The sequence below is a fragment of the Ruegeria sp. CG3 genome (assembly GCF_056537205.1).
The window spans coordinates 399,626-423,312 of sequence record NZ_JBQFRC010000001.1 but is presented as its reverse complement, the minus strand read 5'-3'; the positions used below and the strand labels follow the sequence as shown (position 1 = coordinate 423,312).

Below are 23,687 nucleotides of genomic sequence, written 5' to 3'. Positions count from 1 at the left end.
CATAGAATTTGGGATTATCAAATATGACGCTGCCACCCAACGTCCATGACGCCGAACCCATCCCTGCCGCTGCCAAAGACGCGATCGAGTCCCTGATGCAATCCGGGGACCTGTTCCGCTATACCGCGCCGCAGGACGCGCCGGTCGCTTTGCTTGAGGCAGAGTTCGCCGAGTTGCTGGGCAGCAAATACGCGCTGGCGGTGTCGTCCTGTTCGGCGGCTCTGTTCCTGTCGCTCAAGGCGCTGGGGCTGCCGCGGGACGCGCGGGTGCTGATCCCGGGCTTTACCTTTGCGGCGGTGCCCTCGTCGGTGGTGCATGCCGACTGCGTTCCGGTCCTGTGCGAGGTGGGCGACAATTACCGCATCGACATCGACGATTTCGCGGCCAAGCTCGACGACGTTCAAGCGGTGATCATCAGCCACATGCGCGGCCATACCTCGGACATGGACGCGATCATGGCGTTGTGCGACGCGCGCGACATCCCGGTGATCGAGGACGCGGCCCATTCGCTGGGCACCACCTGGCATGGCCGCAATATCGGCACCATCGGCAAGGTGGGCTGTTTCTCGTTCCAGTCCTACAAGATGATCAACGCGGGCGAAGGGGGCATCCTTGTCACCGACGACGCCGACCTGGTCGCCCGCGCCGTGATCATGTCGGGCGCCTATGAGCACAATTGGAAGAAGCACAAAGGCCCGCACGGCCAGAATACGCCTGATCTGGAGCAAGCCTTTGCCCGCTGGCAGAACAAGCTGCCGCTTTACAATCTACGTATGAGCAATCTCAGCGCCGCGGTGGTCCGCCCGCAACTGCCTGAACTGGCGCGGCGGGTGCGGGACGGGCTGGCCAACCACGATTATGTCGCGCAGCGCCTGAACAGCTCACCGCACGTCCACGTACCCGACCCGCTGACACCGGAACGGCGTGCGCCGGACTCGATCCAGTTCAACCTGGTCGACCTGGACAAAGACCAGATCAAGGCATTTGCCGCTGCCGCCGAGGGCCGCGGCGTCAAGGTGCAGGTCTTTGGTCTGAGCGAGGACAACGCCCGCGCCTTCTGGAACTGGCAGTTTCTGCCAGAGCAGGTCGAGCTGCCTCGAACACGAGCAATGCTGATGTCGGCCTGTGACGTGCGCCTGCCGGTGCGCCTGACCCGTGCGGAACTGGATGTAATCGCTGACATCATCCTGGCCTCGGTCGGCGAGGTTACCGCGCCCGAAGTGGCCTTCGGCACCTGACCCCAACGCCAGAAAGAAAAGGCCCGGATTGTCCGGGCCTATCTGGTATCAGCTGAGCTTGGAAAGCTTCTGCTGCAATTCAGCCAGTTGTTTCTTGATGTCGTCCAGGTCTTCTTTGGACTCGGACTTGCCTTCTTCGTCCTTGTCCGGCCCGGACCAATTGCCCGACAGCCCGCCTGTCATGGCCTTCAGGAACGCCTGCTGCTGCGCCTGCATTGCTTCGAACCCGGGCATGCTGCTCATGGGGTTCATCGCACTCATGTTTTCCATCATCTTGGCCTGGCTTTCGCGCAGCATCTCAAAGCTGGATTGCAGGAATTGAGGCATCATGCCCCCGCCCGGCACCATGTAGCTGCGCACCAGGTCATTCAGAACGTTCACAGGCAGGACGTTCTCACCCCGGCTTTCATGTTCGGCAATGATTTGAAGTAGATACTGTCGTGTCAGGTCGTCGCCGGTTTTCAGGTCGATGATCTGAACCTCGCGCCCGTCACGGATGAACCCAGCGATGTCCTCAAGCGTGACGTAGTCGCTGGTCTCGGTGTTATACAGCCGACGGCTGGCATACCGCTTGATCAGCAGAGGTTTATCTTTGTCCGACACCGTTTACCCTCCCCAAGGATGATGCGTTGCAGCAGAGGTTATGCGACTGCAGAACAAAAAGAAAGGGCAGGTCAATGGACCTGCCCTTAGCGATTGCACCAATTTGGGAGGGATGGGTGCGTTTCGCGGATCTTGCTTACTTGGCAGCCGTTGCTTTCTTGGCAGCAGCGGTCACTTCGTTGGTGGCTTTCTTGACGGCCGCGGTGGTTTCTTCCGCAGCTTCTTTGCCAGCAGCCATCAGCAGCTCGACAGTTTCCGACTGAACTTTCTTGGCGATTTCAGCGAAAGCAGCCAGGTTCTCGGCAGCAACTTCAGCCGAAGCGCTGGCGAAATCGGTTGCTGCTTTGGCGTAGTCGGCCGGCTCTGCTTTGGCTTTCGACATCTCGCTCAGCTTGGCCAGAGTTTCCTTGGTCCACTTGTTCGAGATTTCAGCCGATTTCTCGGCAGCTTCCAGAGCAACGCCCGACAGCTTTTCGTTCAGCGAAGCGGTCGATTTGAATGCATTTTCAACGGCGGAGGTGTCCACCGGGAACGCGCCCATCATGTCTTTCATGATCGCGGTAAAGTCTTGGGTCTTTGCCATTGTCCTAATCCTTTCAGCCGGTCCGGGCCCACCCCGGGTTTCATCAGCTTGAGGACAATATGATTGCTGCGGCGCAGCATTTCAAGTTTTTTTTGCTGCGACGCAGAATTTTTTAGTTTCAATGTGAAATCAAGACTTTGGTTTGACGACTACATAGGTTCCCGGCGCCGGAGCCAACGGTGGGTGGCTCGAATCACCCGGTTCGCGTGCCGGAACCTGCTTGCCAGACCGCTTCTTCAACCAAGCCTCCCAGCGGGGCCACCACGAGCCTTCGTGGAAGCTTGCCTCTTTCATCCAGGTGTCGGCATCCGCCTTGAGATCGGTGTTGGTATAGTGACCGTATTTCTTTTTGCTAGGCGGATTGACGATGCCTGCAATATGTCCCGATTCCGAAACGATGAAGGTTTTGCTGCGCGACCCCATTTTCTGCACGCCGCGATAGCAGTCTTTCCAAGCGGCGATATGGTCCGTCTCGCAGGTGATCGCCATCAACGGCACATCCACGTCGCGAACATGCAGCTTGTGGCCCATCAATTCGAACCCGTCCGAGGCGAACTCGTTGCGCTGACACAAGCCACGTAAATACTGCACAGCCATTTTCGCGGGCAGGTTCGCGCCGTCCCCATTCCAGTACAACAGGTCAAAGGCGGGTGGCGTCTCGCCCAGCATGTAGCTGCGGATCGCCGGTCCATAGACCAGGTCGCGAGACCGAAGGAACGACATCGTGCGCGCCATGATCCATGACCGCAGCACACCTTCCTTGTTCACCTCTTCCTCGATCCCGTCGATGAAATCATTCTGCAGGAAGGGGGTAAACTCGCCCTGATCCGAAAAATCGGTCAGCGCCGTAAAGAACGTGGCGGATTTGATCGACTTGTCACCGCGCTGCTTCAAAAGCGACAGAGTGAGGCTCAAGGTCGTTCCGGCAATGCAGTACCCGACCGCATTGACTTGTTTGACCTTGCAGATCTTCTTGGCCTCTTCGACCGCCGTCAGGAATCCGTCCTGAACGTAGTCTTCCATTCCCGTTTCGGCATAGCTGGCATCCGGATTGACCCAGCTGACGACGAACAAGGTATAGCCCTGATCGGTGATCCACTTGATCAGGCTGTTCTGTGCCTTCAGATCCAGGATGTAGAACTTGTTGATCCAGGGCGGGAACAGAACGACGGGGGTTTCATAAACCGTCTCAGTCGCAGGACTGTACTGGATCAGTTCCATCATCCGATTTCGATAGACGACTTCTCCGGGTGTTGTGGCCAGGTTGCCGCCCACCTTGAACGCGTTTTCATCCGCCAGCTTGACGATCAGCTCGCCATCATTGGCTTCGAGATCGGCAACAAGATTCTCCAGCCCCTGGATCAGCGACTGGCCATCGGTTTCTATCGCCTTCTGCAGAGCGTCGGGGTTGGTCGGCAGGAAATTCGTCGGCGACATCATGTCGACAATCTGCTGCGAGAAGTATTTCAGCCGCCGCTTGTCCTTGGCGTCCAAGTCCTCGACCGACTCCACCGCGTTCGCGATGGCTTCGGCATTGGTCAGGTATTGCTGTCGGACGAGACGGAAATAGGGGTTCGTATCCCACAGCGGGTTCGAGAAACGTTTATCCTTGCTCGGAGCCTCGTCCGCTTCTCCTTCACCCGCCATCAGGGCCTGCTGCGCCGCAGCAAAATTCAGGACGGACTTGCCCCAGTATTCCAGCTGTTGTTCCAACAACTTGGCCGGATTTTGCAGGGCCTCGGCCCAATAAGCTGTTGCTGCTCTTGCAAAAAGTTCCTGATTCGGGCCGTCCAGCGCGGGAGTATGAGCTTTTTTCGACGCCATCACCTCGATCAGCCGCTTGGACAGATCTTCGACTTTCAGCATGTTTTCCTTAAGGCGTTCAACGTGTTCGTCACTTAAGTCGGGCATGTGGCCTTCACTTGTTGTCATTTTAACAAATCCCCCCTAACCTCGCTGCTGTGCAGAATATCGTCGTGGGCACCGGGGGGCAAAGCGACGAATGGTCCGAACTCTCAGGCTGACATTTAGGAGGCCATTCCCGTGCGTTACATGATGACCTACGACCTGATGGAAACCATGCGCAACACCAACCAATGGCTTGGTGCAACCGCAAGCGCGATGGCGTCCTACCCCCAGTTTTCCATGATCCCCAATCCGGCATTCAACTGGATGGCCGCGTGGGGCGAAGTAACCGAACGCACGTTTCAACGCATGGTCGTGAAACCCGATTGGGGTATCCGAACGTTTACCTGCGAAGACGGCAAAGATCATCTGGTGGATGTCACCTCCGTGCTTGAACGCCCGTTTGGCGATCTGGTCCACTTTCGCGTGAATGGCCGCAAAGAGCAACCGCGCAAGGTGCTGTTGGTTGCGCCGATGTCCGGACACTACGCCACCCTGCTGCGCTCGACCGTCAAGAGCCTGCTGGTCAATTGCGAAGTCTATGTGACCGATTGGCATAACGCGCGCGACATCCCCGTGTCCGAAGGCAAGTTCGATGTCGAGGACTACACCCTGTACCTTGTCGATTTCATGAAGGAGCTGGGGCCGGACACGCATGTCGTCGCTGTCTGCCAGCCCGCGCCCCTGACCCTTGCGGCGACGGCGTACCTTGCCGAAACCGACCCCAAGGCGCAGCCCAGCACGCTGACGCTGATCGGTGGCCCGGTTGACCCTGACGCAACCCCGACCGAAGTCACCGATTTCGGCCGCCGGGTGACCATGGGCCAGCTTGAGGAAACGATGATCCAGCGGGTGGGCTTCAAATACAAGGGCGTGGGACGCATGGTTTATCCCGGGCTTCTTCAATTGGCATCCTTCATGTCGATGAATGCCGAGCGCCATGGCAAGGCGTTCTCCGACCAGATCCAGCGCGTCATGCGGGGTGAGGCGTCGGATCATGACGCCCACAACCGTTTCTACGATGAATATCTGGCCGTGATGGACATGACGGCAGAGTTCTACCTCTCGACGGTCGAGCGGGTGTTCAAGAACCGTGAGATCGCCCGGAATGAGTTCATCGTGGCTGGCCACAAAGTCGACATCGGCAAAATCACGGATGTGGCGGTCAAGACGGTCGAAGGCGCCAATGACGACATCTCGGCCCCCGGTCAGTGTATCGCGGCGCTGGACTTGTGCACCGGCCTGCCCGACAGCAAGAAGGCCAGCCATGTCGAACCCGGCGCGGGCCATTACGGTATCTTCGCCGGACGCAGTTGGCGTGACAATATCCGCCCGCTGGTCATAGACTTCATGAACGAAAACAGCCGCAAACCGCGCCGCCGCGCGGCCAACAGCAACAAGGTTGCTTGATGTCCGCAGACCCGGCGCCTGCCCTTCCGTTCGCCTGCAACTGCGGTGAGCTTAGCGGCGAGATCACGGCCAAAGGGGTGTCCAGTGGCACCCATGTCGTCTGTTTCTGCCCAGATTGCCGCGCCGGACAGCTGTATTTCGGTCAACCTGACCCCGCACCGGGGCCGGTAGACATTTTTCAGATGTCGCCCGAATATATCCGCATCACCAAAGGCGCCGAGAACCTGGCCGTGATGCGGCTGGGACCCAAAGGTCTGTTTCGATGGTACGCCAAATGCTGCAACGCGCCGTTGGCGACCACCACCAGCAGCATGAAATTCCCCTTTGCCGGATTTGATGTCGCCAGGTTTTCCGATCCATCCCCTCTCGGGCCTGCGAAGACCCGCGCCCATGTCCCGCAGGCGAATGGCAAATGGAAGCACGAGAATGTGGCTCCTGCTGTTCTCGGCATGATCCGCAGAGTCATTGCGGCGCGCCTTTCCGGTCGTTGGAAGCAAACTCCGTTCTTCGACGTCGTAACCGGCGATCCGGTCGTGGCTCCGCATGTCATCAGCCTTGAAGAACGCAAGGCGCTGTACGACTAGAAAGCCCGCACGGGTATGTTCAACCAGTCGGACAGCGCGTCGGTGGTTTCACCCGGCGCTTCAAGCGTCGGAAGATGCCCCGCCATGTCCACCACATGCAAGGCTGCACCGGGGATCAACTCGGCCATGAAACTGTGTTTTCTGACCGGCGTCAGAGTGTCGTGTGCCCCGCACAGAACCAATGTCGGCACCTTTATTCGCCGCAATGTGCCCTGCTGATCCGGGCGGCGCTGCAGAGCGCGCATTTGGCGCACGAACAGTTCCGGTCCCAGCTCCAGCGCCATTTCCAGCATGTCGTTCAATATCGGGATCCGCTGCGGTCCGGGGGCCAGCGTGTCCGAACCCAGAACCTTGCGCATGACATCCTCAAGACGGCCAGCCTGTGCCGCAACGATCAGCTCTTCGCGGTCAGCGGCGATCTGGGGGGTATCGGCCTGCGCATCCGTCGCCATGAGGCAAAGGCGGGTCACGCGTTCCGGGGCGCGGCGCACCAGTTCCAACGCAACAATGCCCCCCATGCTCAGACCAGCCAACGCAAAGCGGTGCGGCAACTGGTCCAAAAGCGCCGAGGCAATCTCTTCGATCCGATCACCGCCGCCGATCGGCGCGACCATTACCGGCCTGGTCTGAGACAGCCGGGTTGTCTGTGGCTGAAACAGCCGTGCATCGCACATCAATCCTGGCAACAAGACCAGCGGCTCGATCACGCAGGGCCTCCTTGTACTGGCCGATCGGCTCGGCCGTTTTGTTGATCAGGATGAGAGTTTCGGCGCAGACGGGCAAGAAAAACTTTAAGGATAGCGGATTGCGCGAAATTCGGGAAAGTCCGCATAGCGCCGACGGCGTTCACGCAGGGTCTCATCCGGATCGGCACCGGCCCTTAGCAGACTGCCCCGCGGCGCAATGTAGCTGTCGATCCGGCGCAACGGGGTGGGCCGCCACACCAGATTGAAGGCGCAGAGTTTGGGAAAGAACCAGATCTCGGAATAATCCAGATGATCGTGCATCCACCAGGCCAGATCGCGCCAGTCCCTGCCTTGTGCGTAACGGTCGGCAAACCATGGGATCACGATCGAGGCTCCGGCAATTCGCGCCTCGCCTGTGCCGCGATCCCAGATGTGGCATTCAAGTGGATGATCGTTGCGGGCGCAGTTCAACTTGTTCTCGTTTCCAAACCGGTTCAGCGCGGGTGACCGGTATCCAGACCGGACGGCAACACGCCCGAATGTTTCCTCCAACGGGTCCAGCAGGGTTTCGCAAAACGCACGGCCGGTTTCGACGGCCAGATCCGGGTTGTCCGGCAGGTTCTGTTTTTCGTGAAAGTTCCCGATCTCGGAATACAGGAAATCGCGCATGAAGAAATGGCGCGACAGGCGCACGCGGCCCAGGGTCTCGAGGCTCCAAATGCTGCCCGGTCTGCGCATATTCAGTACCCGTTCCAACGAAAGGCCCCATCCGGCGCGAGGGCCGAGTACGGGTTGAAAGCAACTTCCCAGATCGTGCCATCCGGTGCCCGAAAGTACCCATGGTGCCCGCCCCAGAACACGTCTGAGGCTGGTTTCAGGATTTTGGCCCCCGCTGCCTCGGCAGCTTGCAATAGTTCGGCGACACCCTCCTTGGATCGGCAATTGTGGCTGATCGTCATCGCGCCGCGACCCAGGGTTTCAACGCCAACCCCGATTTCTTCGGCCAGCGCGGTCAATGGGTACAGACCCAGCGTCTGGCCGATCAGGTCAAAAACGATCACCCCGTCCGGGCTGTCGGTGCGGCGCCAGCCCAGCGCCTCGTAAAAGCGGGCTGCGGCTTCGGGATCTTCGGCCCCGATCGTGATCAGGCTGACGCGTTGCTCCATCACTCCACCCCAAAACCGTTCAGCCATTGCAGAATACCTGCCACCGTCGCATCGGTCTGCCCCGGCGACATCAGCCGTCCGGCAATGACGTGCGATTGCGGGTCGTCACCCGACCCCATAGTTACGGTCTGAACGGTCGCAGGTGCCCCCCAGTCTTCTGCAACTTTGTGAGTCAGGTCGGGCCGAACCACCTGATCGTCATCCGAGAACCAGAACAGAGCCGGCACCAGTGCGCCTGAAAAATCCAGCTCGTAGACGGTATCGACCAGCACTGACATCGGAACCACCGCCTCCCACGGATAAGAGGACGACCAGTACAGATTCTTTTCCGGATCAGGGCCCGACACGTCGCGGGTTTCGCCCATCAGCAACGGCAGCCAGCTGCGCGCCCACGGCAGCGACGGGATCCAGGATCCGGCCGCCTGCACCCCGAAATTGGGCGAGATGAACACCATCGCGACCACGTCCTTGCTCAGTTCGGGGTCCAGCGCCGCGGCTGCCGCCAGGGTCCCCCCGGTCGAGGTCGAGACCACGATGACCTTGTCGCCCACGGCGCGGGCGGCGGCCAGGCCTTCGGCCATGTCCCGCATCCAGCCCGAGGCCGTGCCTTCGGCCATTGCCAGCCCGTCGCGCCCGTGCCCCTGCAGGCGCGTATAGACCAGATTGGCCCCGAGCGCGTCGGCGATCCTGTCGGGCACCGGGCGGATTTCCTCGGACGAGGCCGAGAACCCGTGCACATAAAGCACAGAATAGGGTGTGCGCCGTTCCTTGAATCCGTCCCGCCAGATCACCCGCTTTTCGACACCCGGCACGATATCGTCATAGGCGGACTCGATGCTTTCGAAATAGACCTGAATCCCCTCGCCGAACTTGCGCGGATCGAACCGCGGGTGCAGATCCACCTCTTCGCGCGGGCCCAACCAGTAGATCATCCCGCCGACCACCACCAACGCCAGCAAGGCCCGCCCGAGAAACCGCCCCAGCCGCCGCATCAGTTGCCCCCCATCACGTCGCGAACCGCATCTTCGATCAGCCCCAGACACGGCCCGTCCGAGAACCGGTGGTCGGCATCCTTGACCAACAACAGCCGCATGTCCGGACCGCTGGCATGGTCGAGCAGCCGTACCGCCGTCTCGGTGGAAACCGCCGTATCCGCCGTGCCTTGCAGGAACCGCACCGGAAACGGCAGGTTCAAGGGCGACCGCAACACCAGCCGCGTCCGCCCATCCTCGATCATCCGCTTGGTGATGATGTAGGGCTCCATGTAGTCCGAGGGCAGTTCAACATGCCCGACCGTCTCCAGCGCCTGTTTCTGTTCGTCGCTGAACGAGGCCCAATAGCCGTCCTCGGTGAAATCCGGCGCTGCCGCAATCGTGACCATGCCGGCGATCCGCTCGGGCATGGCCCGCGCCAGCAACAGCGCCTGCCACCCGCCCATGGACGAACCCACCACGATCAGCGGCCCTTCGGTCAGCGCTGAAACCGCCGCAACCGTGTCCTCATGCCAATCCCCGATGCACCCCTCCTCGAACCGGCCGGAGCTTTCCCCATGCCCGGAATAGTCGAACCGCAGATAGGCCTGCCCACGTGCCCGCGCCCAGTCCTCGAGATGCACCGCCTTGGTGCCCTCCATGTCCGACTTGAGGCCACCCAAGAAAACGACCGTGGGACCCGCCCCTTCGCTCTTGTGATAGGCCAGCCGCCGCCCCTGCGGCGTTTCCAGAAATGTCGTTGCTGCCATGAAATCCTCACATGCTTTTCCAGCATCATGCACGCGCCGCGCCCAAGTGCAATTCCCGCCCCTCCGTCATCTGGCGGCAGATATCCCGCGGCACGCTTGGAGCAGAGCCCTCTGCCCGCCAACGCTTGACACAGCCACCACCACCTGCCAAACGGACCCGACACCATAACCCGCAACCGGGCGTTCAGTGGGCGCCAAACCGACGAGGAGAGCCAGACCATGGCCCTGGATTCAAAATCCGTCTCTCTTACCTTCCCCGATGGCAATTCCCGATCCTACGCGGCAGGCGTCACGCCGGCAGAGGTCGCTGCCGACATCTCCACCTCGCTGGCGAAAAAGGCCATCTCGGCCACCGTCAACGGCCAGCATTGGGACCTGCAGTGGCCCATCGAACAGGATGCCGAAATCGCTCTCCATACGATGAAGGACGAGGCCCAGGCCAACGAGTTGATCCGCCACGACTTCGCCCACGTGATGGCCCGCGCGGTGCAGGAAATCTGGCCCGACACCAAGGTCACCATCGGCCCGGTCATCGAAAACGGCTGGTATTACGACTTTGACCGCGCAGAGCCCTTCACGCCCGAAGATCTCGGCCTCATCGAGAAAAAGATGAAAGAGATCATCAACAAGCGCGATCCCGTCACCACCGAGATCTGGGACCGCGAGCGTGCCATCGCGTTCTACAAGGCCAACAACGAGCCCTACAAGGTCGAGCTGATCGAGGCGATTCCGGGTGACGAGCCGGTGCGCATGTATTGGCACGGCCATTGGCAGGATCTCTGCCGCGGCCCGCACCTACAGCATACCGGCCAACTGCCCGGCGACGCGTTCAAGCTGATGTCCATCGCCGGCGCCTACTGGCGTGGCGACAGCAACCGCCCGATGCTGCAGCGTATCTATGGCGTTGCCTTCACCGGCAAGGAAAAGCTCAAGGCGCACCTGCACATGCTGGAAGAGGCCGCCAAGCGCGACCACCGCAAGCTGGGCCGCGAAATGGACCTGTTCCATATGCAGGAAGAGGCCCCGGGCCAGATCTTCTGGCACCCCAACGGCTGGACAATCTACACCCAGCTTCAGGACTATATGCGGCGTGCCCAGCACCGCGGCGGCTATGTCGAGGTCAACACCCCTCAGGTGGTCGACCGCAAGCTGTGGGAACGCTCGGGCCACTGGGACAAGTACCAGGAAAACATGTTCATCGTCGAAGTTGACGAGGAACACGCCCGCGAAAAGGCAGTAAACGCGCTCAAACCGATGAACTGTCCGTGCCACGTGGAGATCTTCAAGCAGGGCCTGAAATCCTACCGCGACCTGCCGCTGCGCATGGCCGAGTTCGGATCCTGCGCGCGCTACGAACCCTCGGGCGCGCTGCATGGCATCATGCGGGTCCGGGGTTTTGCCCAGGACGACGCGCATATCTTCTCGACCGAGGACCAGATCGGCGACGAATGTGCCCGCTTCATCGGGTTTCTGACCGATGTCTACAAAGATCTGGGCTTTGACAGTTTCAAGGTCAAATTCTCGGATCGCCCCGAACAGCGCGCCGGCTCTGACGAGGTCTGGGACAAGGCCGAAGAAGCCCTGCTGACCGCCACCCGCGCTGCAGGGGTCGAGCCGGAACTGAACCCCGGCGAAGGCGCCTTCTATGGGCCGAAGCTGGAATTCGTCCTGACCGACGCAATCGGGCGTGACTGGCAGTGCGGCACCTTCCAGGTGGATTTCGTCCTGCCCGAACGGCTGGACGCCACCTATATCGGCGCCGATGGGGCCAAACACCGTCCGGTGATGCTGCACCGCGCCTGCCTGGGGTCGTTCGAACGGTTCATCGGCATCCTGATCGAAGAACACGCCGGCAAACTGCCTTTCTGGCTGGCGCCGCGCCAGGTCGTCGTGGCCTCGATCACCTCCGAGGCCGATGACTATGTTCTGGAAGTGGTCGAAACGCTCAAGGCTGCCGGTGTCCGGGCCGAGGCCGACATCCGCAACGAGAAGATCAACTACAAGGTCCGCGAGCATTCGGTCGGCAAGGTGCCGGTGATCCTGGCCGTCGGCCACCGCGAGGTCGAAGAGCGCACCGTCAGTGTCCGCCGCCTGGGCGAGAAGCAGACCCAGGTCCAGCCGCTTGACGCTGTAACAAAAGAGCTGGCGCACGCAGCAACGCCCCCCGATCTTCTGTAACAATCGGCACAGTCTTGCCGCCAATCCGGCCCCCAGCACGGGGCCGGATTGAAACATTTCTGGATTTCCTAATTTATTACAGTGTGTTAACCTGCAAGGGGCATTAACGCTCCCTGACACAGCCGTGAGACACGGGCTCGTGAATTCAACAGAGCAGTGTCAGCCGTTACCTTTGTCACTGTCACAAGCAGACATACGCAATCACGAAAAGGATTACCTGAGATGTCGAACACCGCCAAAACCCTCGTAATCGCAAGCGCCGTTGCCGCAGCCGTTGCGGGCTCTGCAACCACCGCCGCCGCTCAGGCCAAAGAAAAATGCTATGGCGTATCGCTGGCAGGCCAGAACGACTGCGCCGCCGGACCGGGCACCACATGTGCCGGCACCTCGACCGTGGACTACCAAGGCAACGCCTGGACGTTGGTCGATGCGGGCACCTGCGCCGACATCGAACTGCCTAAATCCGCGGATGGAACGCCCCGCAAAGGCTCGCTCGAGCCGCTGGAACGCGATCTGCCGGCATAAGGCACGGGAAGGAATGTCAGGGGCGGGCTAAACCAAACAGCCCGCCCTGTTTCTTGCTGAGAAGGATCACGCGATGTTGGATGACGCCCGCAGAATGCAACGGCTGCCCGCCGCGCCCGGGGTCGGCTACAAGCCGCAGCACTATGCCGAGATCCTTGACCAGCCCGACCCCGTCGGTTGGCTGGAAATCCATGCCGAAAACTACATGGGCGACGGCGGCCGACCGCTGGCGCAGCTGCGTCACCTGTCCGAACGGTTTCCCATCTCGGTGCACGGCGTGGGCCTGTCCATCGGTGGCGAAGGCCCGCTGGACGCCGAGCACCTGGCCCGCCTGAAGAATCTTGTCGGCTGGCTGAACCCGGCCAGCTTTTCGGAGCATCTGGCATGGTCCACCCATGACAGCCAGTTCTTGAACGATCTGCTGCCCCTGCCCTATACCGACGCCACACTGGCCCGCATCTGCGATCATATCGATCAGGTGCAAGAGACCGTGGGCCGGCAGATGCTGCTGGAGAACCCTTCCAGCTATCTCGCTTTTGCCGAAAGCACGTGGTCTGAACCCGACTTCTTGCGCGAGGTTGCGCGCCGGACCGGATGTGGCCTGCTGCTGGACGTCAACAACGTGTTCGTCTCGGCCACCAATCTGAATTACAGCCCGCAGGCCTATATTGACGCCTACCCTCTGGACCACGTTGGCGAGATCCACCTTGGCGGCCATGACGAGGACGAGGACGATCACGGCCAACCCCTGCTGATCGACAGCCACGGCCGCGCCGTCGTCGATCCGGTCTGGGCGTTGCTGGATTATGTGCTCGACCGGTCAGGCCCCAAACCCGTGCTGATCGAATGGGACAACGACGTGCCCGACTGGCCCACCTTGCGCGCCGAGGCCGAACGCGCGCAATCCGCTCTGGACCGGATCCCGGCATGAGCGTTTCGCAATCAGAATTCCGGACGGCCCTGCTGGACCCGGCAGCGCCCGTGCCCGAGGGGCTGCTGGACGACCAGGCCCGCCCCGCCGGGCGCCGCTTCAGCGTCTATCGCAACAACGTGGCCGTGTCGCTGACCGAGGCCATGCACCAGGCCTTTCCCGTCATCGCCAAGCTGCTGGGCCCGCGGAACATGGATGGTCTGGCCGGAATCTATCTGCGTCAGCACCCGCCTAGCTCTCCGCTGATGATGTTCTATGGCGAGAACTTCCCCGAGTTCCTAGCCGGCACCGAACAGCTGGCGCATCTTGGCTATCTGCCCGACGTGGCACGGCTGGAACTGGCCTTGCGCCGGTCCTACCACGCCGCCGACAGCCAACCGATCGCGCCCGAACCGCTGACCGCCCTGCCGCCCGAAGACCTGATGCAGGCCCGGTTGGGCTTTGCCCCGGCCATGCAGCTGATCCGGTCTGACTGGCCCATCCATGCCATCTGGCGGTTCAACACCGAAGACGGCGCGCCAAAGCCCCAGCCCGGTGCCCAGGACGTGATGATCACGCGCCCCGAATTCGACCCGTCGCCGCACCTGCTGCCCCCCGGCGGGTTTGACTGGATCACCGCCATGCAGGCCGGCCAGACCATTGGTCAGGCCTTCGAGGCAACCACCACTCGGACGCCCGCGTTCGACCTGGGTGCCACCCTGGCACTGCTGTTGCAGGGCAGTGCAATTACTTCAGTGACTATCGAAAGGCCGGAAACATGACTGCCCTGATCTCTATGCACAATTCCGCACTTGGAAAGCTGGACCACACCTCGAACTGGCTGACACCGACCGTGGCGCGGCTGACTTTCATAGCGGTTCTTCTGGTCTATTACTGGAACTCGGCCATGACCAAGCTGGGCAGCGGGTTTTTCGGGTTTCTCTTCCCCTCGGATGGGGCCTATGTCCAGATCTTCCCCAAGGCCATGGAGGCCGTCGGCTACGACAGCTCGCAGCTAGGGTTCTTTACCTGGCCCGTTGCCGTCGCCGGAACCTGGGCCGAATTCATCCTGCCTGCATTGCTTCTGGTGGGGCTGCTGACCCGCCTTGCCGCCCTGGGCATGATCGGGTTCGTCTGGGTCCAGACCTTCACCGATGTCACCGGGCACGGGGTCAAACTGGGCGGTCTGTTCGACAACACCATCACCCTGATGGATCAGCGGGTCATGTGGACCTTCCTCTTCGTTGTGATCGTGATCAACGGCGCGGGCCCGCTCTCGCTCGATCGGGTTCTGCGCCTGAAATGATCTAGAAATGCGCCTTGGGTTCGTCCGGCTTGCCTGCGGCGATCCCAAGCAGTCCGGCCACGCCGGCGAAGGCAATCGGGAACATGGTGAACACGCCAAAGCCGAAGGCGTAGTACATCCCCGCCGCGGAAATCAGCAACAACACACCGGCCAGCAGCGCACGCGCATGCGCCATGGCACCCCCAGAAATCGCCAGCAACGGCGCCAGAAGCGATGCTGTCTTGATAAGCTGGGGGTTTTCCACCTGCTCTGCCAAACCCTCGATCTCGCCGTAACGATCCACAAGCTCGACAAACCCGTACCCAAAAAAACCGACGATCATTCCGACCAGACCGGCAATGACACCCAATATCATGGCTGCGTTTCGCATGAAGTATTCCTGATTGTTGCGCCGGCTCAGATAGTCACCCGATCAAGCAATGCCAAGGGCTGTGCGGGTTTGCGGGGTCCAGCCCAGGAACAAGTGCCCGTCACGTTCGATCAGCGGACGCTTCATCAGGGCAGGATGATCCGCCAGCAGTTCCAGCGGTGGGCGCGAGCGTTGATCGTCGTCCAATCCACGCCAGGTTGTCGAGCGGGTGTTGAGCAAGGCTTCGCCGAACTGGTCAAACGCTTTGGCCAACATCTCCGAAGGAACACCGGCGCCTCGGACATCAATGAATTCGGCATCAGGCAGTGATTTCAGTGCCTTACGGCAGGTATCGCAGGTCTTCAGGCCAAAAAGGCGCATGATGTATCTACTCCGGTCGTTGCAGCAATTTCGGGCAAAACGAATAGGTTAACCCAGTATTCCTTGATTTTTTACTTCACCGTGCAATGTTGAAAAAGGCGAAACACACAATTTACGCCGTCTCGTTCGTTCGGAACTGCGTGGGTTTGTGGTCGCTTTGACTATGCCCTGCCGATTTGCTGGGTGACGCGCAAGGAGAAGGAGACACGGGAAATGCCAACCGGCACCGTGAAGTGGTTCAATACGACCAAAGGCTATGGTTTTATTGCCCCCGATGAAGGGGGTAAGGATGTGTTTGTGCATATCTCGGCCGTAGAACGATCCGGCCTGACCGGACTCGCCGACAATCAGAAAGTCTCGTACGAGTTGCAGGACGGACGTGACGGCCGCCAAATGGCGGCTGATTTGAAGCCATTGTAAAAGGGCCCGCCAACTGGCGGGTGCGACGAAACAAGGTCAACGGCCAATTGACAGGCCGTTGTCCACCCTCTTCCCAGATAGTCTAACCTCGCGTCGGGTCGGCCTCGATGCGGCTTGTCCAGTTGTTGCCCATGGCCACAATGCAGGACGTCCCGGTCGCATAGGTTACGACAAGGGTCCAGTCGCCGCGACGGCTGGTCCACACTTCCATGATCTGCTCGGGTCCGCGAACACCAGAGGCGGTCTGCTGCGCGCCGAATTGGTGGCGCAGTTTGTCATGCATCCGCGCCGTGGGCTCACAGATCACTTCAGCGATCGGTGACTTTGCGTAGGCCTGCTGGCCCAGCAACAAAGCGATCGCCGCAGTTTTAAACTTAAAGCTGAACGTCATGCTCAAAGTGTAACAGGATCATGACAATCCGAACAGGTGGCGATCAACTTTCGCGGATTACCGCTTCGAACTCGCGCCATTCGCGCGCGGTCATGCCCGAGTTTTCCTGCGTCACCTGCTCGCCCTTAAGCATCCGACGCAGCGCTTCGACCATCTGCGCCGACAGGTTGACCGCACCCAGGCGATAGTCTTCGAACGCCTTGTACGCGAATGGTACCCAGTCGGCCACGATCTTGCACATGGTTTCGGCATAGACGCGGATCTCGTATTGCGCATGCGGATCTGCCCGCAGGCGCAGGAAGTGGAACAGATTGTGCAGGTCCACCTTCCAATACCACTGCGTGTAGATGTTTGCCGGCAGGTTCATCCGCGCCAGTTCGCGCGCCAGCCCGTGCTGGCCATCATGGCCGATCATCGCTTCGTAATTGTCGTAGCAGCGGGCGCTGTCGGCCTTGAGAATGTCCAGCACGCGCGCAGCCTCTTCGCCCTGCAGCGCCTCGCCCCGCCCCTGATTGTTGATCGCTGATTGCGCAGCCAATTGATCCGGCGCGGGAATGTAGAATTCCCGGTCAAGGATCGAATAACGGGCCGAGTATTCGTTCACGTTCGCCGTGCGGTGGCGGATCCACTGACGAGCCACGAAGACCGGCAGTTTCACGTGCAGTTTCACTTCGCACATCTCGAACGGGGTCGAATGCCAGTGGCGCATCAGGTAGCGGATCAACCCCTCGTCATTCTGTACGGACTTCGTACCTTTGCCGTAGGACACGCGGGCCGCTTGGCAGATCGCAGCATCATCGCCCATATAGTCGATGACCCGCACGAACCCGTGGTCCAGAACAGGATGCGCAGTGTAGAGGTGCTGTTCCATACCCGGAGCCACAACACGGCGGGTCGACTGCGTTTGTGCGCGTTGTTCTTCGATCTCGGCCAGTTGTTCGGCGGACAGCGGCATGGACATACCTCGTTTTTGAAATGAGTCGCCGACCACTATATATCGGCAACATCAGCACTGAAACCGCCATATGTGTGCTGCGTCGCGCATTTTTCGGTTTCTCTGCGACCGCCCCCTCGACACGCCCCTGCAGCGCGCTAAGCTGCACACAATCATCAACACCGAAAGGATCGCCGAGATGGGGCTGAGATACCTCCACACCATGGTGCGCGTGAAGGATTTGGAAGAATCCATGGCCTTCTACAAGCTGCTGGGACTCCAGGAAACCCGCCGTTACGACAGCGAGGAAGGGCGGTTTTCGCTGATCTTCATGGCCCCTCCGGGTCAGGAGGACAGGCCGATCGAGCTGACATGGAACTGGGATGGCGATGAGGGTTTGCCAAGCGACAGCCGCCATTTCGGCCACCTGGCCTATGGGGTCGACAACATTTACGAGACCTGTCAGCACCTTGCCGACAATGGTGTCGTCATCAACCGCCCTCCGCGCGATGGGCGCATGGCGTTCGTGCGCTCGCCTGACAACATTTCGGTTGAACTGCTGCAGAATGGCGATGCCCTGCCCCCGGCCGAACCTTGGGCCAGCATGGAAAGCACCGGCCACTGGTGATCCGCTGGCTGACAGGATTGGGGCTGGCCGTTCTGGCCAGCTCTGCTGAGGCCCAAAACTGCCGGCTGGCCTTGGCGCTTGCCTTGGACATCTCCGTTTCGGTCGACGCCAAAGAAGACGCCCTGCAGCGGCAGGGCCTGGCTTCAGCCTTGATCGCACCGGAAGTCCGGAAGGCGTTCTTTTCCTCGCCGCTGCCCGTAGCCCTGGCGGTTTATGAGTGGAGCGGTCGCGACGCCCAGTACATCGTCCTTCCCTGGCGCTTGATCGAGACCGAGGCTGATCTGCTTGTTGCAGCGACACAGGTGAGCGAGTCCCAAAGATCTGACAGCGGCTCGGCCACCGCCATGGGATATGCCCTGGCTTTCGGGGCCTCTCTGATGGAGCAGGCTCCGCAATGCCTGTTTCAAACGATTGACCTGTCCGGGGACGGCTCGAACAATGACGGCTACGGTCCGCAGATCGCCTATCGCCACTTTCCCTTCGACCGCATAACCGTGAATGGGTTGGTCATAAATGCGGCGGATTTCGAAGGGGAGCTGTTCCTCATCCCGTTTTTTGAGAACAACGTCTTGCATGGGCCAAACGCCTTTTTGGAAATCGCGCAAGGGTTCGAAGACTTTGAGCGCGCCATGCGACGCAAGCTGGAACGGGAATTGACCAGCCTTCAGGTCGGCGCGTTGGGGCGCAACGCAAAATGATTACCCGTGCGCTGGCTCTGTGTTGTTTGGCCTTGGGCAGCCCGGCCGCTGCTCAATGCCGGCAAGCCCTGGCGCTTGGGTTGGATGTTTCAGGCTCAGTCGACAGCAACGAATACCGACTTCAATTGGACGGCTTGGCCGCTGCATTGCAACGGCCGGAGGTGGAACGGCTGATCCTGTCGAATCCCGAAGCCCCCGTTCGGATCGCCGTTTTCGAATGGAGCGAAGCAGGTTTCCAGCGGCTGTTGGTCGGCTGGACCGACATTCGGTCCCCGACCGATTTGTCCGGGATTGCGCAAAGTCTGCAATCCACGCGTCGGTCATCGGCACCTCAGGGCACAGCGGTGGGGTCTGCCATGCAGTACGGGGCTGATTTGTTGGATGCCCAAGCCGCCTGCTTGAAGCGGACGCTGGACCTCTCAGGAGATGGCAAGCACAATGTCGGCCTCCATCCCAGAGAAGCTAAAGCCCAACTGCAGGCAACCGGCATCACGATCAATGGGCTCGTGATCGGAGCCGATGATCCCAGCACCGGGGACAAGCGGTATGTACAAATCGGAGAGTTGTCGGCCTATTACAACGCTTGGGTCATTCTGGGGCCCGGAGCCTTCGTCGAAACCGCTTTGGGATTTGAAGCCTACGAAGACGCGATGACGCGCAAGCTGATCAGAGAGCTGGATTCGCTGACCCTGTCCCAAGTTTTGCCATTGAACGGCGGTAGTCAGTAGATGTACCGGATCTGATCCGTCCAATACCGTTCAACCCGGCGCAAAGCGCTGGTAATCTCTTCGATCCCTTCGATGCCAAGGACACCTTTGGCCTGTAGCCCTTCGGCGTGCCGCGAGAAGAGATCGGCCACGATGTCACGGATTTCCCGCCCCCGAGGTGTCAGACGCACCCGCACCGAACGTCGGTCAATCTCGCATCTCTGGTGATGCATGAACCCCATCTCGACCAGTTTCTTGAGGTTGTAACTGACATTGCTGCCTTGATAATAGCCGCGGCTTTTGAGTTCACCGGCAGTCACCTCGTGGTCGCCGATGTTGAACAGCAGCAGCGCCTGCACCGCGTTGATTTCCAGAACGCCGACCCGCTCGAACTCGTCCTTGATGACGTCCAGAAGCAACCGATGCAGACGTTCAACCAATGCCAGCGCCTCGAGATAGCTGGACATGAACCCCTTGGTTCCGGGTGCGGAGACCTGCAATTCCAAACTCATCCGATCCTCCGATTCAATCGCGCCGTTCAGGAAACTCTGACGCGAAATCCCGAAGAATCAGTTAAGTCTGTTTTCCCATTACTTTTGAAATACTTGCGAGATATCGAAGATCATGCTCGCGTAGTGTTCAGGGGCGGCGACCTGCCCGGTTACCCATTGGTAGAGGTCCTGATCGTTTTCGTGCAACAAAGCTTCGTACAGGTCCAATTCGGCCGCTGACATCCGCTCAAGCCGCTGGTCGGCATAGGCAGACAGAATGATGTCCATTTCCTTGATGCCGCGCCGCATCGACCGCATCTTCAGCCGCTTGATCCGGATGTCGTTCATTCGCCTTTCTCCAGCTTCAGCCGCAGCGTTTTCTCGACCCGCGCAAGGCGCTCGGAACTGGCGCGCATCTCGCCTCGGATGGCGCGCAACTCCGCGACCAGCGGTGCCAGTTCCATATCCGCGGCTTCCGCGACGTCCGGAGCATCCATCCCCTCGCCTTCACCGGTCAGCAGCCACATGATCGACACGTTCAACATGCCTGCCATCATCGACAGCTTGTTGGCGCGCGGTTCTGACAGGTCATTCTCCCAGGCCACCACAGTGGACTTCTTGACACCCAGCCGACGGGCCAGTTGGGTCTGGGTCATGCCGGCGGCTTCGCGTGCGCCTGCAACGCGGTCTCCGAATGTCGCGGCCTCGGGTCCGAACCAGTCGGTTTCGTCGCTCATCAAACTCTCCAGTTCTTCAAAAGCATATCGCTTGATCGTGTTTCGGCGGCACCCTATGACAGTCCTGAGCAACATACAAACCGGGGCCCGCCATGAGCTTTCTGTCTGCGACACTGTCGCGCGTCAAACCTTCGCCGACCATTGCCATGACGGCCAAAGCCGCCGAGTTGAAGGCCGCTGGACGTGACGTCATCGGCCTCAGCGCAGGTGAGCCCGATTTCGACACGCCGCAGAACATCAAGGACGCAGCCGTAGCCGCAATCGCCGCCGGCAAAACAAAATACACCGCGCCGGACGGCATTCCCGAGCTGAAACAGGCCGCTTGCGCCAAGATGAAACGTGACCACGGGCTGGACTACACGCCCGCACAGATCTCGGTCGGAACAGGTGGCAAGCAGACGCTTTACAATGCGCTGATGGCGACGATGAACCCGGGCGACGAAGTTATCATTCCCGCCCCCTACTGGGTCAGCTATCCGGACATGGTGCTGCTTGCGGGCGGTTCGCCTGTCGTGGTTGAGACCACACTGGAAAACAGCTTCAAGCTGACCCCAGACCAGTTGGAAGCCGCAATCACGCCAAACACCAAATGGTTCATCTTCAACTCGCCATCGAACCCGACCGGCGCCGGGTACAGCCGCGCCGAACTCAAGGCTCTGACCGATGTTCTGATGCGGCATCCTCATGTCTGGATCATGTCGGACGACATGTATGAACACCTGGCCTATGACGGGTTCGAGTTCTGCACGCCAGCCGAAGTCGAACCCGGGCTGTATGATCGCACGCTCACGTGCAACGGTGTCTCCAAGGCCTATGCCATGACCGGCTGGCGTATCGGCTATGCCGCAGGCCCTGTCGAGCTGATCGCGGCCATGCGCAAGATCCAGTCGCAATCCACGTCGAATCCGTGCTCGATCAGCCAGTGGGCCGCGGTCGAGGCCCTGAACGGCACCCAAGACTTCCTTGCCCCGAACAATGAAACCTTCAAACGCCGGCGCGATCTTGTGGTCGGGATGCTGAACCAGATTGACGGCATCACCTGCCCCACTCCCGAGGGCGCATTCTACGTCTATCCGTCCATCGCCGGGTTGATCGGCAAGACCACACCGGCAGGCACGGTCATCGACACGGACGAAGCCTTCGCAACCGCCCTATTGGAGGAAGCCAACGTAGCCGTAGTGTTTGGAGCGGCGTTCGGCCTCAGCCCCAATTTCCGCGTCAGCTACGCGACGTCGGACGAAGCCTTGACCGAGGCCTGCACCCGCATCCAGCGGTTCTGCGCGTCCCTGAGCTAAGACCGAGGTTCAACATGTCCGCAGCACTGCCCGAATATTACTTTCGCGTTCGCGAGAACGGCGCGGTCGTGTTCAAGATCGACACGGAGAACCGGCAGCGCCGGATCGAAATGGACCAGATTGCGGTGATCAACATCCGCAACGGCGAGGTCAAGCCGCATGGTCAGGGTACCCTGACCGAAGCCGACAAAACCGAAATCGCCCGTTGGATGGACGAACGCAAAGCCCTGCTTGCGCGGCGCGACGTCGACGACATCCACCGCACGATCGATCACCTGAACCTGACCACGCAATGGGCCCAGTCCAAGGCGACCGATACCCAGTTGGAAGACATCACGGACCGGTTGCTGCTGGCGATGCACGACTTGCGCACGGTACTGGTGCGCAAGAAGGCCGACCGGCTGGACAAGGGTTGAGCCTGCCGGTTGTCGCTATGCGGCGGGCGCACCAACCACGCGGACGGATCGCAGCCAGAACCGTCCCATCAGCATGACCGCCGCGCAGGCAAGGCCCAGAACAAGGCCAAGCCAGACTCCGATCCCGGCCATGCCTTGCACGAAACCAAAGTAGTAGGATGCGGGGATCCCCACGACCCAATAGCTGAGGCCTGCCATAACCATGGGCACCTTGGCGTCTTGCAACCCGCGCAGAAGGCCCAGAGCGATTACCTGCGCGCCGTCCACCAGCTGGAACAGGGCCGCCATGGCCAGCAGACCGGTCCCGATGGCCAGAATCTGGGGACGCTGCGGGTCGTCCGGTTCGACAAATACCGAGATGAGCGGCTCGGCGCAGGTCAGGAACAGGATGATTGTCAGCACGGACACCACAAGGGACATGCCCGTGACCGCGATTGCGCCTTTCTCGAGATGCGGTCGATCCTTGCGCCCCAGCGCATTGCCGGCCCGGATCGTTGCTGCATTCGACAGGCCCAGATGCACCATGAAAGTGGCCGAGGCCAGGTTCAGCGCAATCCCGTGCGCCGCCAGCGGCACCTGTCCGATCCAACCCATCATGAAGGCGGACATGGCGAACAGAGACACTTCGGCCAACAAGGTCAGACCGATGGGCACACCCAGCTTCAGGACGCTCAGCAACATTTCCCAATCCGGGCGCCAGAACCGCTGGAACAGGTTATGCTCCGGCAGGACTTTCACCGCGTAAATGATCACCGCCACCAGCGACACGGTCTGCGTGACCACCGACGCAATCGCGGCACCCATCACGCCCAGTTCCGGCGCGCCCCAGTTGCCGAAGATCAGCGCATAATTCGTAAGTCCATTGACCACTGCCGCCGCGACGGTAATCCACAGCACGATCTGCGTGCGCTCCAGAGCGGCCAGATAGGATTTAAGAACCATCACCACCAGCGCCGGGAACAGGCCCCAGCCCGCAACCCGCAGATACTCGGACGCGGTTTGCGCCACTTGTGGATCCTGATCCGTGGCGATCAGAATCGGGTAGGACCACCACAGCAGCGGCATGATCAGCATGCCATACAGCAGCGACAGCCACAGACCCATTCGGGTGCTGCGCCGAATGCTGGTTTCATCCTCCTCGGCGGCCGCGGTCGCGACCATCGGCATGACGGCTAGGCCAAATCCGCCTCCGAAAAGAAACAGAACAAAGTAAAAGCTGCTGGCCAGCGTCACCGCGGCCAGTGCCTCGACGCCATACCAGCCCAGCATGATCGTATCCGTCAGGCCAATGGCGAATTGCGCCAGATGACCACCGATCAACGGCAGCCCCAGCACAGCAATGGCCCGGAAATGGGCGGGATATGTCATGACCTTTCTCATCCCGCCAGCCATATGCGCGGCCCCG

The 23,687-nt window shown here is 60.5% G+C and carries 30 protein-coding genes; 14 read left to right on the top strand and 16 right to left on the bottom strand.

What is annotated here, in order from left to right; genetic code table 11:
• Positions 1-23 precede the first annotated feature (23 nt).
• Positions 24-1,238 carry a DegT/DnrJ/EryC1/StrS family aminotransferase gene (locus tag ACR0NB_RS02080; RefSeq protein WP_480774811.1) on the top strand — a complete coding sequence of 405 codons (1,215 nt, stop codon included), beginning with the start codon at positions 24-26 and terminating at the stop codon, positions 1,236-1,238.
• A gap of 48 nt (positions 1,239-1,286) precedes the next feature.
• Here the strand turns inward: ACR0NB_RS02080 and phaR are convergent, their stop codons facing one another.
• The 3 genes from phaR to ACR0NB_RS02065 all read right to left on the bottom strand — a co-directional run bounded on the left by phaR (position 1,287) and on the right by ACR0NB_RS02065 (position 4,356).
• Complete coding sequence (gene phaR / locus ACR0NB_RS02075; RefSeq protein WP_170337829.1) at positions 1,287-1,841, bottom strand: polyhydroxyalkanoate synthesis repressor PhaR; 555 nt, start codon at positions 1,839-1,841, stop codon at positions 1,287-1,289.
• Between the two features lie 136 nt (positions 1,842-1,977).
• The gene (locus ACR0NB_RS02070) at positions 1,978-2,424 is read right to left on the bottom strand and encodes a phasin, PhaP (protein ID WP_170338288.1); all 447 of its coding nucleotides are present in this window, start codon (positions 2,422-2,424) and stop codon (positions 1,978-1,980) included.
• 129 nt (positions 2,425-2,553) lie between these two features.
• Positions 2,554-4,356 (bottom strand): PHA/PHB synthase family protein, encoded by a 1,803-nt coding sequence (locus tag ACR0NB_RS02065; protein WP_480774810.1) that lies wholly within the window; start codon positions 4,354-4,356, stop codon positions 2,554-2,556.
• Positions 4,357-4,467: 111 nt separating this feature from the next.
• Here ACR0NB_RS02065 and phaZ point away from each other — a divergent pair, with 111 nt between their 5' ends.
• Positions 4,468-5,739, top strand: a complete 1,272-nt coding sequence (gene phaZ, locus ACR0NB_RS02060; RefSeq protein WP_170337826.1) for a polyhydroxyalkanoate depolymerase — start codon at positions 4,468-4,470, stop codon at positions 5,737-5,739.
• Positions 5,739-6,323 (top strand): DUF6151 family protein, encoded by a 585-nt coding sequence (locus ACR0NB_RS02055; protein WP_480774809.1) that lies wholly within the window; start codon positions 5,739-5,741, stop codon positions 6,321-6,323. Before phaZ ends, ACR0NB_RS02055 begins: the two co-directional genes overlap by 1 nt.
• Here ACR0NB_RS02055 and ACR0NB_RS02050 read toward each other — a convergent pair.
• The 5 genes from ACR0NB_RS02050 to ACR0NB_RS02030 form a co-directional block, all read right to left on the bottom strand.
• Positions 6,320-7,030: an alpha/beta fold hydrolase gene (locus ACR0NB_RS02050; RefSeq protein ID WP_170358510.1), complete on the bottom strand. Its 711-nt coding sequence runs from the start codon at positions 7,028-7,030 to the stop codon at positions 6,320-6,322. The genes ACR0NB_RS02055 and ACR0NB_RS02050 overlap by 4 nt on opposite strands.
• An 84-nt stretch (positions 7,031-7,114) precedes the next feature.
• Positions 7,115-7,747: a hypothetical protein gene (locus tag ACR0NB_RS02045; RefSeq protein WP_480774808.1), complete on the bottom strand. Its 633-nt coding sequence runs from the start codon at positions 7,745-7,747 to the stop codon at positions 7,115-7,117.
• 2 nt (positions 7,748-7,749) lie between these two features.
• Positions 7,750-8,175 carry a VOC family protein gene (locus ACR0NB_RS02040; protein ID WP_170390722.1) on the bottom strand — a complete coding sequence of 142 codons (426 nt, stop codon included), beginning with the start codon at positions 8,173-8,175 and terminating at the stop codon, positions 7,750-7,752.
• On the bottom strand, positions 8,175-9,167 hold the full coding sequence (locus ACR0NB_RS02035; protein WP_480774807.1) for an alpha/beta hydrolase: 993 nt from the start codon (positions 9,165-9,167) through the stop codon (positions 8,175-8,177). The genes ACR0NB_RS02040 and ACR0NB_RS02035 overlap by 1 nt, the downstream gene beginning before the upstream one ends.
• Entirely contained in the window at positions 9,167-9,916 is a 750-nt protein-coding gene (locus ACR0NB_RS02030) for an alpha/beta fold hydrolase (RefSeq protein ID WP_170581183.1), read from the bottom strand. The genes ACR0NB_RS02035 and ACR0NB_RS02030 overlap by 1 nt, the downstream gene beginning before the upstream one ends.
• 219 nt (positions 9,917-10,135) lie before the next feature.
• Here ACR0NB_RS02030 and thrS point away from each other — a divergent pair, with 219 nt between their 5' ends.
• The 5 genes from thrS (at position 10,136) to ACR0NB_RS02005 (ending at position 14,835) form a co-directional block, all read left to right on the top strand.
• Complete coding sequence (gene thrS / locus ACR0NB_RS02025) at positions 10,136-12,094, top strand: threonine--tRNA ligase (protein WP_093962560.1); 1,959 nt, start codon at positions 10,136-10,138, stop codon at positions 12,092-12,094.
• Positions 12,095-12,316: 222 nt separating this feature from the next.
• Positions 12,317-12,619: a BufA1 family periplasmic bufferin-type metallophore gene (locus ACR0NB_RS02020; protein WP_005982123.1), complete on the top strand. Its 303-nt coding sequence runs from the start codon at positions 12,317-12,319 to the stop codon at positions 12,617-12,619.
• A gap of 73 nt (positions 12,620-12,692) precedes the next feature.
• A complete protein-coding gene (gene bufB, locus ACR0NB_RS02015) occupies positions 12,693-13,550 on the top strand; it encodes an MNIO family bufferin maturase (protein ID WP_480774806.1) in 858 nt (285 codons plus the stop codon).
• Entirely contained in the window at positions 13,547-14,311 is a 765-nt protein-coding gene (locus ACR0NB_RS02010) for an HvfC/BufC family peptide modification chaperone (RefSeq protein WP_480774805.1), read from the top strand. The genes bufB and ACR0NB_RS02010 overlap by 4 nt, the downstream gene beginning before the upstream one ends.
• Entirely contained in the window at positions 14,308-14,835 is a 528-nt protein-coding gene (locus tag ACR0NB_RS02005) for a DoxX family membrane protein (protein ID WP_170366513.1), read from the top strand. Before ACR0NB_RS02010 ends, ACR0NB_RS02005 begins: the two co-directional genes overlap by 4 nt.
• A gap of 1 nt (position 14,836) precedes the next feature.
• Here ACR0NB_RS02005 and ACR0NB_RS02000 read toward each other — a convergent pair whose 3' ends face one another.
• Complete coding sequence (locus ACR0NB_RS02000) at positions 14,837-15,205, bottom strand: hypothetical protein (RefSeq protein WP_480774804.1); 369 nt, start codon at positions 15,203-15,205, stop codon at positions 14,837-14,839.
• A gap of 42 nt (positions 15,206-15,247) precedes the next feature.
• A complete protein-coding gene (locus ACR0NB_RS01995) occupies positions 15,248-15,565 on the bottom strand; it encodes an ArsC/Spx/MgsR family protein (protein ID WP_480774803.1) in 318 nt (105 codons plus the stop codon).
• A 213-nt stretch (positions 15,566-15,778) separates the two neighbouring features.
• On the opposite strand from ACR0NB_RS01995, the gene ACR0NB_RS01990 reads away from it, so the two are divergent.
• A complete protein-coding gene (locus ACR0NB_RS01990; RefSeq protein ID WP_008758035.1) occupies positions 15,779-15,985 on the top strand; it encodes a cold-shock protein in 207 nt (68 codons plus the stop codon).
• A gap of 82 nt (positions 15,986-16,067) precedes the next feature.
• Here the strand turns inward: ACR0NB_RS01990 and ACR0NB_RS01985 are convergent, their stop codons facing one another.
• Complete coding sequence (locus ACR0NB_RS01985) at positions 16,068-16,376, bottom strand: hypothetical protein (RefSeq protein ID WP_480774802.1); 309 nt, start codon at positions 16,374-16,376, stop codon at positions 16,068-16,070.
• A gap of 43 nt (positions 16,377-16,419) precedes the next feature.
• On the bottom strand, positions 16,420-17,331 hold the full coding sequence (gene thyX, locus ACR0NB_RS01980) for an FAD-dependent thymidylate synthase (protein WP_480774801.1): 912 nt from the start codon (positions 17,329-17,331) through the stop codon (positions 16,420-16,422).
• Between the two features lie 178 nt (positions 17,332-17,509).
• Here thyX and ACR0NB_RS01975 point away from each other — a divergent pair, with 178 nt between their 5' ends.
• Genes ACR0NB_RS01975 through ACR0NB_RS01965 form a run of 3 tightly spaced genes read left to right on the top strand, consistent with a single transcriptional unit; the run spans position 17,510 to position 19,364 of the window.
• Complete coding sequence (locus ACR0NB_RS01975) at positions 17,510-17,938, top strand: VOC family protein (RefSeq protein WP_170529062.1); 429 nt, start codon at positions 17,510-17,512, stop codon at positions 17,936-17,938.
• Positions 17,935-18,636 (top strand): DUF1194 domain-containing protein, encoded by a 702-nt coding sequence (locus tag ACR0NB_RS01970; protein WP_170529065.1) that lies wholly within the window; start codon positions 17,935-17,937, stop codon positions 18,634-18,636. The genes ACR0NB_RS01975 and ACR0NB_RS01970 overlap by 4 nt, the downstream gene beginning before the upstream one ends.
• Positions 18,633-19,364, top strand: a complete 732-nt coding sequence (locus tag ACR0NB_RS01965) for a DUF1194 domain-containing protein (RefSeq protein WP_170529067.1) — start codon at positions 18,633-18,635, stop codon at positions 19,362-19,364. The genes ACR0NB_RS01970 and ACR0NB_RS01965 overlap by 4 nt, the downstream gene beginning before the upstream one ends.
• Here ACR0NB_RS01965 and ACR0NB_RS01960 read toward each other — a convergent pair.
• The 3 genes from ACR0NB_RS01960 to ACR0NB_RS01950 all read right to left on the bottom strand — a co-directional run bounded on the left by ACR0NB_RS01960 (position 19,358) and on the right by ACR0NB_RS01950 (position 20,571).
• Positions 19,358-19,855 (bottom strand): MarR family winged helix-turn-helix transcriptional regulator, encoded by a 498-nt coding sequence (locus tag ACR0NB_RS01960; protein WP_170363092.1) that lies wholly within the window; start codon positions 19,853-19,855, stop codon positions 19,358-19,360. The genes ACR0NB_RS01965 and ACR0NB_RS01960 overlap by 7 nt on opposite strands.
• Positions 19,856-19,933: 78 nt before the next feature.
• Positions 19,934-20,182, bottom strand: coding sequence for a succinate dehydrogenase assembly factor 2 (locus ACR0NB_RS01955; RefSeq protein ID WP_170337799.1), 249 nt, complete (start codon positions 20,180-20,182; stop codon positions 19,934-19,936).
• Positions 20,179-20,571, bottom strand: coding sequence for a helix-turn-helix domain-containing protein (locus ACR0NB_RS01950; protein ID WP_170337797.1), 393 nt, complete (start codon positions 20,569-20,571; stop codon positions 20,179-20,181). Before ACR0NB_RS01950 ends, ACR0NB_RS01955 begins: the two co-directional genes overlap by 4 nt.
• Positions 20,572-20,663: 92 nt before the next feature.
• Here ACR0NB_RS01950 and ACR0NB_RS01945 point away from each other — a divergent pair, with 92 nt between their 5' ends.
• Entirely contained in the window at positions 20,664-21,866 is a 1,203-nt protein-coding gene (locus ACR0NB_RS01945) for a pyridoxal phosphate-dependent aminotransferase (RefSeq protein WP_480774800.1), read from the top strand.
• Positions 21,867-21,880: 14 nt separating this feature from the next.
• Positions 21,881-22,282, top strand: coding sequence for a hypothetical protein (locus tag ACR0NB_RS01940; protein WP_170370763.1), 402 nt, complete (start codon positions 21,881-21,883; stop codon positions 22,280-22,282).
• Positions 22,283-22,297: 15 nt separating this feature from the next.
• Here ACR0NB_RS01940 and ACR0NB_RS01935 read toward each other — a convergent pair whose 3' ends face one another.
• Entirely contained in the window at positions 22,298-23,650 is a 1,353-nt protein-coding gene (locus ACR0NB_RS01935; RefSeq protein WP_170358487.1) for an MATE family efflux transporter, read from the bottom strand.
• Positions 23,651-23,687 lie beyond the last annotated feature (37 nt).

Excerpts from the sequence above, each read along its gene's own strand:
- ACR0NB_RS01960 (WP_170363092.1), bottom strand. The coding sequence starts at position 19,855 with ATGAGTTTGGAATTGCAGGTCTCCGCACCCGGAACCAAGGGGTTCATG.
- ACR0NB_RS02030 (WP_170581183.1), bottom strand. The coding sequence starts at position 9,916 with ATGGCAGCAACGACATTTCTGGAAACGCCGCAGGGGCGGCGGCTGGCC.
- ACR0NB_RS01950 (WP_170337797.1), bottom strand. The coding sequence starts at position 20,571 with ATGAGCGACGAAACCGACTGGTTCGGACCCGAGGCCGCGACATTCGGA.
- bufB (WP_480774806.1), top strand. The coding sequence starts at position 12,693 with ATGTTGGATGACGCCCGCAGAATGCAACGGCTGCCCGCCGCGCCCGGG.
- ACR0NB_RS02040 (WP_170390722.1), bottom strand. The coding sequence starts at position 8,175 with ATGGAGCAACGCGTCAGCCTGATCACGATCGGGGCCGAAGATCCCGAA.
- ACR0NB_RS01990 (WP_008758035.1), top strand. The coding sequence starts at position 15,779 with ATGCCAACCGGCACCGTGAAGTGGTTCAATACGACCAAAGGCTATGGT.
- ACR0NB_RS01935 (WP_170358487.1), bottom strand. The coding sequence starts at position 23,650 with ATGACATATCCCGCCCATTTCCGGGCCATTGCTGTGCTGGGGCTGCCG.
- ACR0NB_RS01965 (WP_170529067.1), top strand. The coding sequence starts at position 18,633 with ATGATTACCCGTGCGCTGGCTCTGTGTTGTTTGGCCTTGGGCAGCCCG.
- ACR0NB_RS02080 (WP_480774811.1), top strand. The coding sequence starts at position 24 with ATGACGCTGCCACCCAACGTCCATGACGCCGAACCCATCCCTGCCGCT.
- ACR0NB_RS02035 (WP_480774807.1), bottom strand. The coding sequence starts at position 9,167 with ATGCGGCGGCTGGGGCGGTTTCTCGGGCGGGCCTTGCTGGCGTTGGTG.
- ACR0NB_RS02070 (WP_170338288.1), bottom strand. The coding sequence starts at position 2,424 with ATGGCAAAGACCCAAGACTTTACCGCGATCATGAAAGACATGATGGGC.
- ACR0NB_RS02000 (WP_480774804.1), bottom strand. The coding sequence starts at position 15,205 with ATGCGAAACGCAGCCATGATATTGGGTGTCATTGCCGGTCTGGTCGGA.
- ACR0NB_RS02010 (WP_480774805.1), top strand. The coding sequence starts at position 13,547 with ATGAGCGTTTCGCAATCAGAATTCCGGACGGCCCTGCTGGACCCGGCA.
- ACR0NB_RS02055 (WP_480774809.1), top strand. The coding sequence starts at position 5,739 with ATGTCCGCAGACCCGGCGCCTGCCCTTCCGTTCGCCTGCAACTGCGGT.
- thyX (WP_480774801.1), bottom strand. The coding sequence starts at position 17,331 with ATGCCGCTGTCCGCCGAACAACTGGCCGAGATCGAAGAACAACGCGCA.
- ACR0NB_RS02065 (WP_480774810.1), bottom strand. The coding sequence starts at position 4,356 with ATGACAACAAGTGAAGGCCACATGCCCGACTTAAGTGACGAACACGTT.
- ACR0NB_RS01985 (WP_480774802.1), bottom strand. The coding sequence starts at position 16,376 with ATGACGTTCAGCTTTAAGTTTAAAACTGCGGCGATCGCTTTGTTGCTG.
- ACR0NB_RS02005 (WP_170366513.1), top strand. The coding sequence starts at position 14,308 with ATGACTGCCCTGATCTCTATGCACAATTCCGCACTTGGAAAGCTGGAC.
- ACR0NB_RS02045 (WP_480774808.1), bottom strand. The coding sequence starts at position 7,747 with ATGCGCAGACCGGGCAGCATTTGGAGCCTCGAGACCCTGGGCCGCGTG.
- thrS (WP_093962560.1), top strand. The coding sequence starts at position 10,136 with ATGGCCCTGGATTCAAAATCCGTCTCTCTTACCTTCCCCGATGGCAAT.
- ACR0NB_RS01975 (WP_170529062.1), top strand. The coding sequence starts at position 17,510 with ATGGGGCTGAGATACCTCCACACCATGGTGCGCGTGAAGGATTTGGAA.
- ACR0NB_RS01955 (WP_170337799.1), bottom strand. The coding sequence starts at position 20,182 with ATGAACGACATCCGGATCAAGCGGCTGAAGATGCGGTCGATGCGGCGC.
- ACR0NB_RS01995 (WP_480774803.1), bottom strand. The coding sequence starts at position 15,565 with ATGCGCCTTTTTGGCCTGAAGACCTGCGATACCTGCCGTAAGGCACTG.
- ACR0NB_RS01945 (WP_480774800.1), top strand. The coding sequence starts at position 20,664 with ATGAGCTTTCTGTCTGCGACACTGTCGCGCGTCAAACCTTCGCCGACC.
- ACR0NB_RS01940 (WP_170370763.1), top strand. The coding sequence starts at position 21,881 with ATGTCCGCAGCACTGCCCGAATATTACTTTCGCGTTCGCGAGAACGGC.
- ACR0NB_RS02020 (WP_005982123.1), top strand. The coding sequence starts at position 12,317 with ATGTCGAACACCGCCAAAACCCTCGTAATCGCAAGCGCCGTTGCCGCA.